This is a genomic window from Paenibacillus sp. LK1, assembly GCF_002750415.1.
In the GTDB taxonomy this organism is placed as follows: Bacteria; Bacillota; Bacilli; order Paenibacillales; family Paenibacillaceae; genus Paenibacillus; species Paenibacillus taichungensis.
Genome location: NZ_PEII01000006.1, coordinates 91,735 through 105,581 on the forward strand (window position 1 = coordinate 91,735; position 13,847 = coordinate 105,581).

Annotated in this window: 10 protein-coding genes and 2 riboswitches; of the genes, 5 read left to right on the forward strand and 5 right to left on the reverse strand. The window is 47.9% G+C overall.

What is annotated here, in order from left to right:
• Positions 1-30 precede the first annotated feature (30 nt).
• The 3 genes from gcvPB to gcvT all read right to left on the reverse strand — a co-directional run bounded on the left by gcvPB (position 31) and on the right by gcvT (position 4,099).
• Positions 31-1,470, reverse strand: a complete 1,440-nt coding sequence (gcvPB, locus tag CS562_RS15090; protein WP_099857209.1) for an aminomethyl-transferring glycine dehydrogenase subunit GcvPB — start codon at positions 1,468-1,470, stop codon at positions 31-33.
• A 140-nt stretch (positions 1,471-1,610) separates the two neighbouring features.
• Positions 1,611-2,966 carry an aminomethyl-transferring glycine dehydrogenase subunit GcvPA gene (gcvPA, locus tag CS562_RS15095; RefSeq protein WP_099856824.1) on the reverse strand — a complete coding sequence of 452 codons (1,356 nt, stop codon included), beginning with the start codon at positions 2,964-2,966 and terminating at the stop codon, positions 1,611-1,613.
• A complete protein-coding gene (gene gcvT / locus CS562_RS15100; RefSeq protein WP_099856825.1) occupies positions 2,963-4,099 on the reverse strand; it encodes a glycine cleavage system aminomethyltransferase GcvT in 1,137 nt (378 codons plus the stop codon). Before gcvT ends, gcvPA begins: the two co-directional genes overlap by 4 nt.
• Before the next feature lie 197 nt (positions 4,100-4,296).
• A riboswitch (glycine riboswitch) is annotated at positions 4,297-4,397 on the reverse strand.
• 3 nt (positions 4,398-4,400) lie between these two features.
• Positions 4,401-4,523: riboswitch (glycine riboswitch) on the reverse strand.
• 347 nt (positions 4,524-4,870) lie between these two features.
• Between gcvT and gcvH the strand changes: the two genes are divergently transcribed.
• The 5 genes from gcvH to CS562_RS15125 all read left to right on the forward strand — a co-directional run bounded on the left by gcvH (position 4,871) and on the right by CS562_RS15125 (position 10,986).
• Positions 4,871-5,260: a glycine cleavage system protein GcvH gene (gene gcvH / locus CS562_RS15105; RefSeq protein ID WP_063566882.1), complete on the forward strand. Its 390-nt coding sequence runs from the start codon at positions 4,871-4,873 to the stop codon at positions 5,258-5,260.
• 572 nt (positions 5,261-5,832) lie between these two features.
• Positions 5,833-7,302, forward strand: a complete 1,470-nt coding sequence (locus CS562_RS15110; protein WP_099856828.1) for a PTS mannitol transporter subunit IIBC — start codon at positions 5,833-5,835, stop codon at positions 7,300-7,302.
• A complete protein-coding gene (locus CS562_RS15115) occupies positions 7,302-9,407 on the forward strand; it encodes a BglG family transcription antiterminator (RefSeq protein WP_099856830.1) in 2,106 nt (701 codons plus the stop codon). The genes CS562_RS15110 and CS562_RS15115 overlap by 1 nt, the downstream gene beginning before the upstream one ends.
• Positions 9,404-9,838, forward strand: a complete 435-nt coding sequence (locus tag CS562_RS15120) for a PTS mannitol transporter subunit IIA (RefSeq protein WP_024633110.1) — start codon at positions 9,404-9,406, stop codon at positions 9,836-9,838. The genes CS562_RS15115 and CS562_RS15120 overlap by 4 nt, the downstream gene beginning before the upstream one ends.
• Positions 9,835-10,986, forward strand: coding sequence for a mannitol-1-phosphate 5-dehydrogenase (locus tag CS562_RS15125; RefSeq protein WP_099856832.1), 1,152 nt, complete (start codon positions 9,835-9,837; stop codon positions 10,984-10,986). Before CS562_RS15120 ends, CS562_RS15125 begins: the two co-directional genes overlap by 4 nt.
• 52 nt (positions 10,987-11,038) lie before the next feature.
• Here CS562_RS15125 and CS562_RS15130 read toward each other — a convergent pair whose 3' ends face one another.
• Entirely contained in the window at positions 11,039-11,287 is a 249-nt protein-coding gene (locus CS562_RS15130) for a cysteine-rich CWC family protein (RefSeq protein ID WP_099856835.1), read from the reverse strand.
• Positions 11,288-11,379: 92 nt separating this feature from the next.
• Positions 11,380-13,389 (reverse strand): endonuclease MutS2, encoded by a 2,010-nt coding sequence (locus CS562_RS15135; protein ID WP_099856838.1) that lies wholly within the window; start codon positions 13,387-13,389, stop codon positions 11,380-11,382.
• Between the last annotated feature and the right edge of the window lie 458 nt (positions 13,390-13,847).

Below are 13,847 nucleotides of genomic sequence, written 5' to 3' on the forward strand. Positions count from 1 at the left end.
GTATCAAATACAAGTTTATTAGGTTAGCTTTTAACTGCAAGCACAGTTCAATACAGGTTTACGGGCAGCTGTTGTTTCATCCAGACGGGTAACCGGTGTGCCATAAGGGGCATTGAGTACTAATTCAGGTGTCTCTTCTGCTTCCTTGGCAATGCGAATCATCGTATCGATGAACCCATCAAGTGTTTCTTTGCTCTCGGTTTCCGTTGGTTCGATCATGATGCACTCCTCAACGTTCAGTGGGAAGTACACAGTTGGCGGGTGATACCCAAAATCAAGCAATCGTTTGGCAACATCCAGTGTACGTACACCATACTGCTTCAACCCCCGACCAGACATAACGAATTCATGTTTGCAAACGCCTGGATACGGAATCTCGTAGTAAGGTGCGAGACGAGCCATCATGTAGTTGGCGTTGAGCACCGCACATTCGGATACCCGTCGTAAGCCTTCAGGTCCATAAGTACGAATGTAGGCATAGGCGCGGACCAGAATTCCGAAGTTACCATAGTACGCTTTGACCCGGCCAATAGATTGATCTCCTTCGCGATCCAAAGCATATATGCCCTTATCATTTTTGATGACCATCGGTTTCGGCAGAAACGGGATCAAGCGGCTCTTCACACCAACCGGGCCGGCACCAGGTCCACCTCCGCCGTGCGGAGTACTCATCGTTTTATGCAAGTTCAGATGCACCACGTCGAAGCCCATATCGCCAGGTCGGGTGATGCCCATAATGGCATTGGAGTTGGCTCCATCGTAGTACAGTAGGCCACCTGCCTGGTGCACAATGGAGGCAATTTCCTGAATGTCTTTTTCAAAGAGTCCGAGTGTGTTCGGGTTGGTCAGCATGAGCGCTGCGGTGTCCGAGCCAACAGCTGCGCGAAGTGCGTCCAGATCCACCAGCCCGTCTGCGCGGGAAGGGATCGTTACCGTTTCGAAACCTGCTACGGTTGCACTTGCCGGGTTGGTCCCGTGAGAAGAGTCCGGTACGATAACTTTTGTGCGCTGTTCACCACGACCTTCGTGGTAGGCACGAATCATCATGAGCCCGGTCCATTCGCCATGTGCACCAGCGGCCGGTTGCAGCGTAACGGCATCCATACCGGTTAGTCCGGCAAGATCATTTTGCAACGTGTAGAGCAGCTCAAGTGCACCTTGAATGCTGGATTCATGCTGATAGGGATGAATTTTGGCGAATCCGTTGTAACGGGCCACATCCTCATTAATCTTCGGATTATATTTCATCGTACAAGAGCCCAGCGGATAGAATCCGTTATCTACCCCGAAATTACGACGAGACAGGGCAGTGTAATGGCGAATGACGTCAACTTCAAAAACCTCAGGCAATGCTGCTGCTTCCGACCGAAGCATTTCCCGGGGAATCAGGGAATCCACAGCTTGACGGGGAACGTCGCATTCAGGCAAGGAATAAGCGACCCGACCCGGACTGCTGAGTTCAAAAATCAACGATTGCTCCGGTGCTGGAGAGGCAGCTTGAGCAGTAACTGTTGTGTTAGTTTCAGGTTGGCCCGAAGTGGAGATAGAGGTTACCGTTTCCGATTGTCCTTGTGCTGATGTCGTCGTTGTCTTTGTTGTCGTTTCCTGAGTCACAGCGATCCCTCCAATACACGTGCGAATTCGTCGATCTCTTCCTTGCTGCGTCGTTCAGTAACCGCAATCAGCATATGTCCAGCGAGCTCAGGATAATCACGGCCAAGTTCATAGCCGCCAATGAAACCTGCATCGAGCAATTTCAGTTGCAGTGGTTCCACATTTGTTCCTTCAGGCAGTTGAATAACAAACTCATTGAACGTAGGAGCGGTAAACGTAAGAGAGACGCCTGGAATTGCGGTAAACGTGTTAAGGGCATAATGGCTCTTTTGCAAATTCAAATCAGCGACGTCGATCATGCCTTGTTTACCCATAATGGACATATATACAGAGGCGCTCAGCGCGAGTAACGCCTGGTTGGAACAGATGTTGGACGTCGCCTTTTCCCGGCGAATATGCTGTTCCCGTGCTTGCAGCGTGAGTACAAAACCACGCTTGCCGTTGCGGTCCGTTGTCTGGCCTACAATGCGGCCAGGAATCCGGCGCATATGAGCCTGGGATACCGCGAAATATCCGCATGTTGGGCCGCCGAGTGATGCGGCGATGCCAAGGGGCTGCGCGTCGCCAACGACGATGTCAGCACCCAGCTTGCCTGGGGCTTCCAGCAGACCCAGCGATAGCGGGTTGGCGCTGACCACGAGCAGGCTCTTGTGCGCATGGGCAAGATCTGCGGCCTGTTTTACATTTTCCACGGCGCCGAAGAAGTTCGGGCTCTGGATCATGACGGCTGCGGTGTCATCGGACACGGCGGCTTGCAGGGCATCCAAGTCTGTTACACCATTTTGATATCCAATCTCAACAATCTCCAGATTGAGGCCGTGAGCATAAGCTTGCAATACCTGACGGGATTCAGGGTGCACGGTGCGTGACACAATCAGTTGTTTGCGGCGGGTTGCCGCTGCGGCCAGATTGCCTGCTTCCGCAAATGCAGTCGCACCATCGTACATACTGGCATTGGCTACAGCCATACCTGTCAACTCACAGATATAGGATTGAAACTCGAAAATCGCCTGCAATTCTCCTTGGCTGATCTCGGGTTGATAAGGTGTATAGGCGGTATAGAACTCGGAACGGGAGATGACATGATTAATGACGGAAGGTACGTGGTGATCATAAATACCTGCACCCAGGAAACTGGCGTGTGTCTCGAAGTTGGCATTCGCTGCCGCTTGCTTCGACATATGACGTGTCAGTGCATATTCATCGAGTTTGGAGGAAACAGGCAGTTCACCCTGATAGCGAATCTCCTGTGGAATGTCATGGAACAGATCTTCAATCGTTTCCACGCCGATGGTTGCCAACATGGCACTCTGATCCTGCTCGGTCATGGGAATGTAGCGATGCTTGCTCATGCTTGATCAGCTCCTTGAGTAGGTGTCTTTGGCGCACGTGTCCGTTTATGAAAAGGGGTCTTCACGACCTCGGCTTTTAGTTTCTTGCCACGAATCTCAATCTCCAGCGGGGTACCCAGTGCAGCATATTTGCTGTCGATCAAGGCCAGCCCCAGATTACGTTTCAACGTAGGCGACTGAGTCCCTGTGGTCACTTCACCAATCTGCACACCTTCGGCGTAAATGGGATAATGAGGGCGAGGAATGCCGCGCTCCAGTACTTCGATCCCGACCAGCTTGCGGGCAGGTCCATCATTTTTTTGCTGCAACAAGGCTTCATGTCCGATAAACGGTCCTGCATTTAACTTCACAAACATGCCAACGCCAGCCTCCAGCGGTGAGATAGTTGCAGACAATTCCTGTCCATACAGGGGCAGCTTGGCTTCAAAGCGCAGCGTATCCCGGGCACCCAGTCCTGTGGGAACAAGTCCGTGAGCTTCTCCGGCTTGCATCAATCCGTTCCAGACCGCAGCGGCTTGTTCCGCAGGAACGTAGAGCTCAAAGCCATCTTCACCCGTATATCCGGTACGGGATAACAGCAATGTAACGCCGCATACCTTCGCATTTGCCACAAAGCGGAAAGGCTCAATCGAAGACACATCCGTGTCTGTCACCGTTCTGAGAATATCTACTGCCAGCGGACCTTGCAGAGCAAGTAGCGCTGTTTGATCCGAATCATTGGTCATCGTTACGCCAGGCATCATGTGCTGTTGCAGCCATGCCCAGTCCTTATCGATGTTGGAGGCGTTAACCACCAGCATATATTGCTGGTCTTTCAGTTTATAAATCAGCAGATCATCGACCACGCCACCATCCGGATAACACATTAACGTATATTGGGCCTGATCGGTAACGAGTGTTGTTACATCATTAGTGGTCATGTGCTGTAAAAAAGCTTCTGCGTGTTCACCTTGTACGGTGAATTCGCCCATGTGGGATACATCAAATAATCCAGCACGTTCTCGCACCGCTTCATGCTCTTTCTGAATTCCGCTGAATTGTACCGGGAGCTCCCAGCCACCAAAATCAATGCATCGTACGCCTTCATATTGCTGATAGAGTGGAAAGAGTGGGGTTCTAAGCAAATCGGACATCCAATCACCTCGTCATGGGCCGTCAACCGGCCGAGTGTATAACCATGGATCAATGAATCTGGCATCATATTTTATTATAAAAGTAAGGTAAGGACGCGATAGGCAGCGCCGCTCTATAACCTGTTTTCGTTTTTTTGGGAAAAAGGAAAAGGACAGGCCAAAGAATCGGCATGCCAGAAGCACGCTGTATTCTTAGGCTCTGTCCTTGGTACCTGAGAGTTACCCCGCCGCATGATGCAGCAGGTTTCCCCTTGGGTGATCATAACGCCCACACAGGGCGATTAGATGCTCTCCAGAGTTGCGTCCCGTAAAAGTCCTTTTGCCTGAGAGATTCACCTCCGCTTGTCGGTGGTTTACTCCTTCGGCGTTACCGCATGTACACCCTGATTCGGGTGTCAAGGGTAATCTCTCCCTTTACATTCATCCGCGGGTATTGCATAGACCAATTAAACACATTTACTACTCTCATTAAAGCCTGAATCGACTATTGATGTCAAGAACGATATCATAGAAATGAATAAAAAAGCCGAATGATATTTTTAATTCGTTTCATAACGTTCGTCTATTTATAAAGAGTGCGCTTACTTTTCTAATATTCACCATTATATGTAGGGAGAGTGCATTTGAGTTACAGGTATATAAGGAAGAAAAACAAATAAATTGTGAGGTATCTTGACATTTGAATCGAAAATATCATACGCTATGTTCTGGGAAAAAGGTTAAGGTCAAAGAAACGCATGCACTCATTAATGAAAAGCGAGGCGGATATCGATGAGCGAATTGAAAAGTGATTTCCTGTACAGTGAAGAGCACGAATGGGTGCAGACCGTAGGGGAGGATACCGTACGTATTGGTATTACCGAGTTCGCGCAGCATCAGCTGGGTGACATTGTGTTTGTGGAATTGCCTGACCTGGAATCGGATGTAAAAGCGGAAGACGGCATTGGAACGATTGAATCCGTCAAAACCGTTTCGGATTTGTTTTCTCCTGTCAGTGGAACGATTATTGCTGTGAATGATGCATTGCAGGATTCCCCGGAGCTGGTTAACAACTCTCCATATGAGGAAGGCTGGATGATCGAGATTCGTGTTGAGGGCGACCTGACAGCAGCACTTTCCACGTTGATGAACGCGGATGCGTATCGTAAACATACGGAATAATATTAAGGTACAATTCACCGATTGGATAGAGAGTTTTAGCTTGATGCAAAAGTTTTTTTAAGGTAATAAAATGAATCGATGATTATAGATCCGAATGGTGATATTACTTATTCGGAGAATACTTAGGCGCAATTGCCTCATCTGAATCAGGATGAGGTCATTGCGCTTTTTCGTTGTTACTCGATGAATTAGACTAATTAGATGAAATAAATATCAATCTAACATGTTTCATCATCATTTCTAAATGAGGTAGGAACAGCTCATTTAAATAGAATAAATTTACAATTTCATTTGTCATTAAAATGGGGCAATTCGTGGGTATGATACATGAAAGGGAATAACAGGTTTCGATCAATATACGGGTTTAAATATGGAACAATCCTTTAAATTTAAATCTTGTCATCAACGTTCATGACGGAAGTAGGTTTTCATTTCGTTGTAGAAGATACCGTTTTCATTTACGATATGGTTGTAAATTAAGATTTATTGCAGATTTGTACCTTCGTTCGTCTGGATCATCGTTGTCAAAATTCAGTGGAATCAAGGTTTAATATGTTGAGGAGGTTTTCAGTATGAGTTCAGTGGACGCAAAGTCCGAAAAAAGCGGAGGAATACGGGTTGGCGTTCAGAAGTTTGGACGTTTCCTAAGTGGTATGGTTATGCCGAACATGGGTGCTTTTATCGCCTGGGGTCTGATTACGGCATTGTTCATTCCAAAAGGATGGTTCCCTAACGCAGATTTTGCATTATTGGTTGATCCAATGATCAAATATTTGCTGCCTTTGCTTATCGGTTACACAGGCGGTACCATGGTACACGGCCAACGTGGTGGTGTAGTCGGTGCGATCATGACCATCGGGGTTATTGTCGGCAGTGATATTCCAATGTTTCTTGGCGCCATGATAGCCGGACCGTTGGGAGCCTGGGTCATTAAGAAGTTTGACAAGGCTGTCGATGGCAAAATCAAATCAGGGTTTGAGATGCTGGTTAACAACTTCTCCGCTGGTATTATTGGTGGGATTTTGGCCCTTCTAGCCCTTAAAGGCATCGGGCCTTTCGTTGAAGCGATTAGCAAGGTGTTATCAGCTGGGGTAGAAGCTTTGATGAATGCTGGTCTTCTCCCGCTGGTCAATCTGATCATTGAGCCAGGAAAAGTATTATTCCTGAACAATGCGATCAACCATGGTATTCTGACACCAATTGCTACGGATCAAGCAAGAGAATTGGGTCAATCCGTATTATTCATGCTCGAATCCAATCCAGGACCTGGACTTGGTATTTTGCTGGCATACTGTTTCTTCGGTCGCGGATCAGCCAAATCTTCCGCTCCAGGTGCTGTAATCATCCATTTCTTTGGCGGGATTCATGAGATTTATTTCCCTTACATTTTGATGAGACCGATACTGATTCTGGCTGCGATGGCTGGTGGTGTGGCGGGTACATTGACCTTCATGCTGACTGGAGCTGGTTTGGTATCAGCACCGTCACCGGGTAGTATCATTGCCTACTCGTTGTTAACACCTAAGGGTGGATACCTTGGCATGTTTGCAGGGGTAGCTGTAGCTGCGATCATCTCGTTCCTCGTAGCATCCATACTGCTCAAAACGGGTAAACAAAAAAACGATGAAGAAGATCTGGACAGTGCGTCCAACCGTATGAAAGATATGAAAAATCAGGGCAAAACGGGCAACCTCACCGTTGATAAAGACAATCGTGAAGCTGACCGTGCAGCCGATATTGCTTCTTCGACAGTAAAAACGGATATCAATAAAATTGTATTCTCCTGTGATGCAGGTATGGGTTCGAGTGCCATGGGTGCCTCGATTCTCCGGAAGAAAATGAAGGCAGCCGGTGTGGATGTCGCTGTAACCAACACGGCGATCAGTGAGATTCCACAAGATGCCGACATCGTCATCACACAGAAAACATTGACAGACCGGGCCAAATCCGTGGCTCCAAATGCAGAGCATATTTCCATCGACAACTTCCTGAAGAGTCCTGAATATGAGGCACTGGTGGAGCGCCTCAAATCCGACTCCTGATGAGTAATATTACAAGGAGACAGCGTGAGATCGTGGAGTTCCTGCTGGAGCATCCTCATGAAGTAACTGCTGGCGATATAGCTGTTGCGGTCAAAGTAAGCACTCGTACTGTACATCGAGAGTTGCAGATGATTGAACAATGGCTTGAGCCCCTTGGCATGAGATTGGAAAAAAAATCGGGAACCGGGGTTCGAATTGATCCCGGTTCCGATGATTTGGCCGTATTGCGTCAACAACTTGAGCTTAACGAATATGTGGAGTTTACGCCCGAAGAGCGTAAACTCTTCATGCTTTGTATTTTGCTGGATGAATCAGAGCCTGTGAAGCTGCTTGCATTGGCCTCAGATCTGAAAGTAACCGTATCTACGGCAAGCAATGATCTGGACGATCTGGAGCCACGCATTCAGCTGGCAGGATTGAAGCTGGTTCGCAGACGTGGATATGGGGTCAAGATCAATGGAAGTGAGTTGGCTCATCGCATGGCTATTTCCGCGCTCGCTCTTGAATATCTGGATGAATCCGATTTGTTCGGTAGACAGGCGGAGCAGGGAGTTTCCAAAGTAAGCAGCAAGCTTCTGGAAATGATAGGGCATGAGGATGTACTTACGGTCGAAAACGCGTTATGGCAGCCGGATATTGAGTGGTTGGAAAATATACCGGAACGTCAATACATGAAGCTGCTGATCCAATTGTCTGTAGCCGTTGTGCGGATTCGCAAAGGTTTTGGCATAGGTCGGAGCACTCAACAAGACAAAAAAGACGTTGGAATGCCTCTACATGTTGAGCAGAAGGTGCCGGAATATTTAGCTTCCCGTTTGTGCGGTGTTCTATCTGCCCAGCTTGGGCTGGAGTTTGTGGGCGAGGAGCAGGCTTATTTTCACAGGCTGCTGATTGAAATCGAGCAATCGATTCATTCCTCACGTCTGCTGCCCGTAGACGATCTGGTCTTACTTGACATGGTTCGTTCCCTCACAGATCGGATGCAGCAGAAAACTCATTATTCGTTCCATGAGGATCGTCTGCTCCGTGAAGGTCTGATTGCCCATATGGAGCCAGTACTGGAACGAATGGATGATCGGCAGCTCATCCGTAATCCGCTGCTTCAACAGATCCGCAAGGATTATGAATCACTCTTTGAGGATGTAAAGCAAGCAGTGCGAGAGGCTTGGCCCAATACGGATGTTCCGGATGAAGAGATTGGATTTTTGGTGATGCACTTCGGTGCTTCCATTGAACGACTGCGGGTGCTGAAACGTGAAATCAGGGCTGTCGTCGTTTGTACGAGCGGGATCGGATCTTCACGGATGTTATCGAGCCGACTGTCCAAGGAAATTCCCGAGATTCGGATTGTGGACAGTGTGTCCTGGTATGAAGCCGCGCGTATACCAAAGACGGAATATGATCTGGTTCTCTCTACTGTGGATCTGCCAATGGATAAACATCAATACTACAAGGTGAGCCCACTGCTGACGGCAGAAGAAAGTGAACGTTTAAGGCACTTCATCAGGACAACGACGCTTCAGCGGGAACATAGTCCCCCACCTGAAGCAGTTTCAAGGACAACAGGACGATTTTCCGATCCGGTTGGACTGGAAGCGACCCTGATTGAAATCGTACAGATTATCGGCAAGTTTCAAGTGTTCCCGCTGGATAATCAGAAGATTGGATTTTTTGACACGGCCTATGCCATGTGCAGCGTTTTACATCAATCTGGTGTGTTAAATAATCCTGAAGAGATTGCCAGGCTGCTGGAGGAGCGTGAAGCGGTTGGAAGCCAGAAAATTCCGGGGACTTCCCTCGCTTTGTTTCATACACGCAGTGATGGCATTCACAGTCCTTCAATCACGCTGTTCCAGTTGACAGAGCCGCTTTTGCGCACGCCGGAAGACCCGACAGGTGTCAGCCATGTGCTTTTGATGTTAGGACCCAGACAGTTATCGAAGGAAAGTTTGGAAGTACTGAGTGAGATCAGTGCACTATTGTTGCAGGAAGAAATGATCACATTACTTGAAAAAGGCAACCGGGATGATCTTATTCATTACTTGTCCCAAGAACTTGCGGGATTTTACCGCAGCAAAACAGAAATTGGAGGTATTCAAACATGAGTGTGTTAACTAAAGATAAAGTCATCATGAATGCAACGGCTCAGGATAAATACGAAGCGATTCGTATGGCAGGTCAAATTTTGAAAGACGCGGGACATATCACCGCTGAATACATTGACAAAATGCTGGAGCGTGAAGAGATTGTCTCCACGTATGTCGGCAACGGACTTGCGATTCCACACGGCACAAAGGAATCCAAATCATTCATCCTGTCCACAGGTATATCGGTCATTCAGTTCCCGCAAGGTGTTGATTTTGGGGAAGAGAAAGCGTATATGGTCATTGGTATCGCTGCTCAGGGCGGAGAACATATGGAGATCCTGACCAGCATCGCAGTCATCTGCGCCGAGGAAGAGAACATGGAAGCTTTGCGTCATGCTCAAACTGCTGAAGAAGTCATCACTATTTTGGAAAGTGAAATGGAACTATGAAGGCCCTTCACTTTGGAGCAGGTAATATTGGACGTGGCTTTATCGGTTTGATTCTGTCCCGTGCAGGCTACAATGTCGTTTTCTCGGACGTTAACCAGGAGCTGGTTAAGGCTCTAGAGCAGCGTGGAGAATACACGGTTGAACTGGCTAACGAAGCCAAGGACCTGGAGACAGTTACCGGTGTGAGTGCGATCGATGGAACCAATCTGGATACCGTTGCTCAGAACGTTGCAGAAGCTGAACTGATCACAACCGCAGTGGGTGTGAACATCCTGAAACATATTGCTCCCGGTATTGCCAAAGGACTTACGTCCAGACTGGGAACAGGTGATGTCTTCCAGCCGCTTCACATCATTGCTTGTGAAAACGCAATTGGAGCCAGCACTCAGCTGAAAGAACATGTATATGGTCTGCTTGATGAGCGGACTCGCCTGCTTGCGGATCAGTACGTGTATTTCCCAGACTCTGCCGTGGACCGGATTGTGCCGATTCAGCATCATGAAGATCCATTGCATGTACAGGTAGAGCCTTTCTATGAATGGGTTGTTGACCGTTCACAAATGGCTTCTGCGTTCAAACCGGTTGAGGGTGTAATGTATGTGGATGATCTGGAGCCTTATATCGAACGGAAGCTGTTTACCGTAAATACCGGACACTGTATTGCCGCTTATATTGGATATGTGAACGGGTTTGATACAATTCAGAAGGCTATCGCCGATGAAAAAGTCAAATCCATCGTATATGGTGCCTTGCAGGAAACCGGAGCAGTTTTGGTGAAGCGTTTTGGATTCAATGCCGACGATCATCAGTTGTACATTGCCAAAATATTGGAACGGTTCGTTAACCCACATCTGACGGATGAGGTAACTCGTGTAGGACGTTCTCCACTGCGGAAACTGTCCCCGAATGACCGTCTGGTTCGCCCGGCTCTCCAGGCTTACGAGTATGGAACGGAGACAACACATCTGGCAATGGGCATGGCCGCTGCCTGCAAGTTTGACATTTCCGAAGACCCGGAAGCGGTAGAACTCCAGACCACGATCCAGCAAAAAGGGATTGAAGCAGCACTTAGCCAGTATACGTCCATGGATGAGAGTCACCCTGTACTGAAGCAGGCTGTAGCGCATTATCAACAACTGCAGAAGTAACGGTCTGTATTTCAATACAAAATCATATCAATAGAAGAAGAGCCTCACAGGGTTAACTGTGGGGCTCTTTATTTTGCTCTGTCTTCTTTTTATACGTATCCAGACATGCCTCGCAGATGCAGGACTTCCTGCGCTGTTCTGCCGGAATGGGGTCAAACACCCCTTCTGGGAACACTGCCCGGTTACACCAGCATTCTGAATGAGGACGACCAGCGGCATAGGAGCAGCCGTTGGCCTCCCCACACAAAGGACATACAAGAACTTCTGGAGTGACTTTGTTTGTATCTTGCTCAACAGACATACGAGTCTTCCTTCCCCGATGAATTTCTAACCACGAACGATCGATAGGTTTATTAAAGTATAGCAACTAAACCCATTATATAAAATTTCCGGTTATTCTTCAGGGGGCAATTCAATCTTCAGTCCTTCCACATGCTTGCGACTCATCAGTTTGCGTTTCTTGCGGTTCTCTTTGGTCTCCAGCACAATGTCGAGGTCATAGTCACCCGGATATAGTTCATCTGCGGAGATGTGCAGAGTTAGACGTTTCTTATGAATTTTGACTTTACGTCCGCGCAGCATGACTCCGATATTTCCGCGACTGTCCTCCACATCACATACGATGCCTGACTGGTTCAGATAAGCTGCATAGACGCGATCCCCTTTTCGGAATGCTTTGGCTGGGGAAGCGGGTTCTAATGTTTCAGGCCGATCAGCTGATTGCTTTTTTGTTTCAGTTTGTACGGACGGGCTGACAGGTTTCGTCTTGTTCCTTGCTTCATTCCATTGTTTTTGTTCAACCGTGCTGTTTATGTGCGATGACGTTGAACTTACTTTAGGCACGGATGGAGAGGAGGTGGAAGAGACACTTTGCGAGACACCCTGATCTGAAATGAGCTTGGAGCGCTCAATAATACGCTGTGGCATACCCAATTTCAGTGCAATGGAATAGGCATAGCTGTCACCGGCTTCTCCGATCCGCAATCGATAAAGAGGTTGAAGAGAGACCGTATCAAATTCCATTCGTGCATTCTCAAATCCAGGCGTGGCTGCTGCAAAATGTTTGATTTCCCCAAAATGGGTTGTCGCGATAACGGTAGCTCCACGGCTGTGTAGCTCCTCCAGCATGGCGATCGAGAGTCCCACTCCCTCACCGGGATCGGTACCGGAGGCCATCTCGTCAATAAGCACAAGTGTCGATGAATCGGCTTGCTCCAGGATGCCAATCATGTTGCGAATATGTGCAGAAAAGGTACTGAGTGCTTGCTCCAGGCTCTGTCCATCGCCGATATCCACAGCAATTTCATGATATACGGCCATCTCGCCATCTTCATCGACAGGCACAAGCAGACCGGATTGCATCATCAAGGTAAGCAGACCCAGTGTTTTGAGTGCAACCGTTTTGCCACCCGTATTCGGCCCTGTAATGATTAGTGAGGAATACGTCTGACCAATTGCAAAATCAAGCGGAACCATGGATGCACCCATAAACGGATGGCGGGCATGATGAAGCCGAACCCGTCCATTGGCATTGACGCGCACAGTCCGTCCGTCCATGGTCGCCGCATATTTCGCTTTGGCGAACAGGAAATCCAGAATTCCTACCGTTTCCGTGTTTAGTGCGATTTCACGATTATAAGACTCAGCAAGGGAGGTTAAGTCACCGAGGATTTTCATCTCCTCCCGTGATTCCTCGGCTTGCAGTGAAGCCAGCTCCATTTGCAGACCTACTAATTCAGCAGGCTCAATATATACGGTTTGGCCACTTCCCGATTCATCCAGCACACTGCCTTTAATGTGTTTGCGGAATTCTTTCTTAATGGGCAGCACTGTTCTTCCACCACGTTGACTGATCACATTTTCCTGCATGATGGAGCGGTGTTTGCTTATTAGAGAATCAAGCTTTCGCTTCATACGTTCCTCATTGACTGTCATTTTTTTACGAATACGTATCAGTTCCTTGCTCGCCTGATCCTGAATGCGTCCACTATGGATACAGCGTTCAATCTCACTCAGCAGGGATTCCATCCATATCATGGATGAAGCGTAGCGACTAACTGTAGGGGCCACTTCGGATTTGCCCTCCATGTATTTCATAAGCTGTGCGCAGCTGCGAAGAAATTGGGCGAGATGGCTGAAATCACGTTCCGTAAATAAATAACCGGTACCTAGCAGATCCATAATGGTCTCCATGCCATCCAGTGATGGAATGGGCACACTGGCGCCGTTACGAATCAAAGCTGCCGCTTCAGCGGTCTCTTCCAGACGCATTTGAATCAGAGAAGCGTCCACCATTGGCTTCATGTCTCTTGCATAACGTTTGCCCAAATAAGATAGGGCACAGGCTGCAACGTTTTTTTGAATTTGGGGATAACCCAGACTGGTTAACGTTTTTTCATTCATGCTTGATCTCTCCTTGGATATAAAATGGAATTTCGGTTAAAGCGAATATATTCCCGAAAAACGCAAAAAGGGCGGAGAATGAACAAACGTCATTCTCCGCCCTTAACGTACGGGAAAGTAGGGCCCGTTATAGGTCTATACAAAAAAATCCACGCTGAACACAGCGCGGAAATAGACCCGGACACGTACAATCCCGGAGGCGATTTATGATATCCGCTGTTCTTAACTAAGTACAGGGTAATGGCGCATCATGAAATACACGTATGCCACAAGGCACAAGTGAATCGAAGGCCAAACTCCTGAATATGAAACTTGTTAGTTAAGAACGCTCACCGACATCAAAATCTCTCCTTTGATTGAGGAATATGCAACTAATATAAACTGGAAATTGCTTTGAAGTCAACCTTCAATAATAAATAGTGGACTTGAATAACAATGGGTTTTAAAATAACAATAGT

Bases quoted from the DNA above. Each gene is read 5' to 3' on its own strand.
- gcvPA (WP_099856824.1), bottom strand. From the start codon at position 2,966: ATGAGCAAGCATCGCTACATTCCCATGACCGAGCAGGATCAGAGTGCC.
- gcvT (WP_099856825.1), bottom strand. From the start codon at position 4,099: ATGTCCGATTTGCTTAGAACCCCACTCTTTCCACTCTATCAGCAATAT.
- gcvH (WP_063566882.1), top strand. From the start codon at position 4,871: ATGAGCGAATTGAAAAGTGATTTCCTGTACAGTGAAGAGCACGAATGG.
- CS562_RS15110 (WP_099856828.1), top strand. From the start codon at position 5,833: ATGAGTTCAGTGGACGCAAAGTCCGAAAAAAGCGGAGGAATACGGGTT.
- CS562_RS15115 (WP_099856830.1), top strand. From the start codon at position 7,302: ATGAGTAATATTACAAGGAGACAGCGTGAGATCGTGGAGTTCCTGCTG.
- CS562_RS15120 (WP_024633110.1), top strand. From the start codon at position 9,404: ATGAGTGTGTTAACTAAAGATAAAGTCATCATGAATGCAACGGCTCAG.
- CS562_RS15125 (WP_099856832.1), top strand. From the start codon at position 9,835: ATGAAGGCCCTTCACTTTGGAGCAGGTAATATTGGACGTGGCTTTATC.
- CS562_RS15130 (WP_099856835.1), bottom strand. From the start codon at position 11,287: ATGTCTGTTGAGCAAGATACAAACAAAGTCACTCCAGAAGTTCTTGTA.
- CS562_RS15135 (WP_099856838.1), bottom strand. From the start codon at position 13,389: ATGAATGAAAAAACGTTAACCAGTCTGGGTTATCCCCAAATTCAAAAA.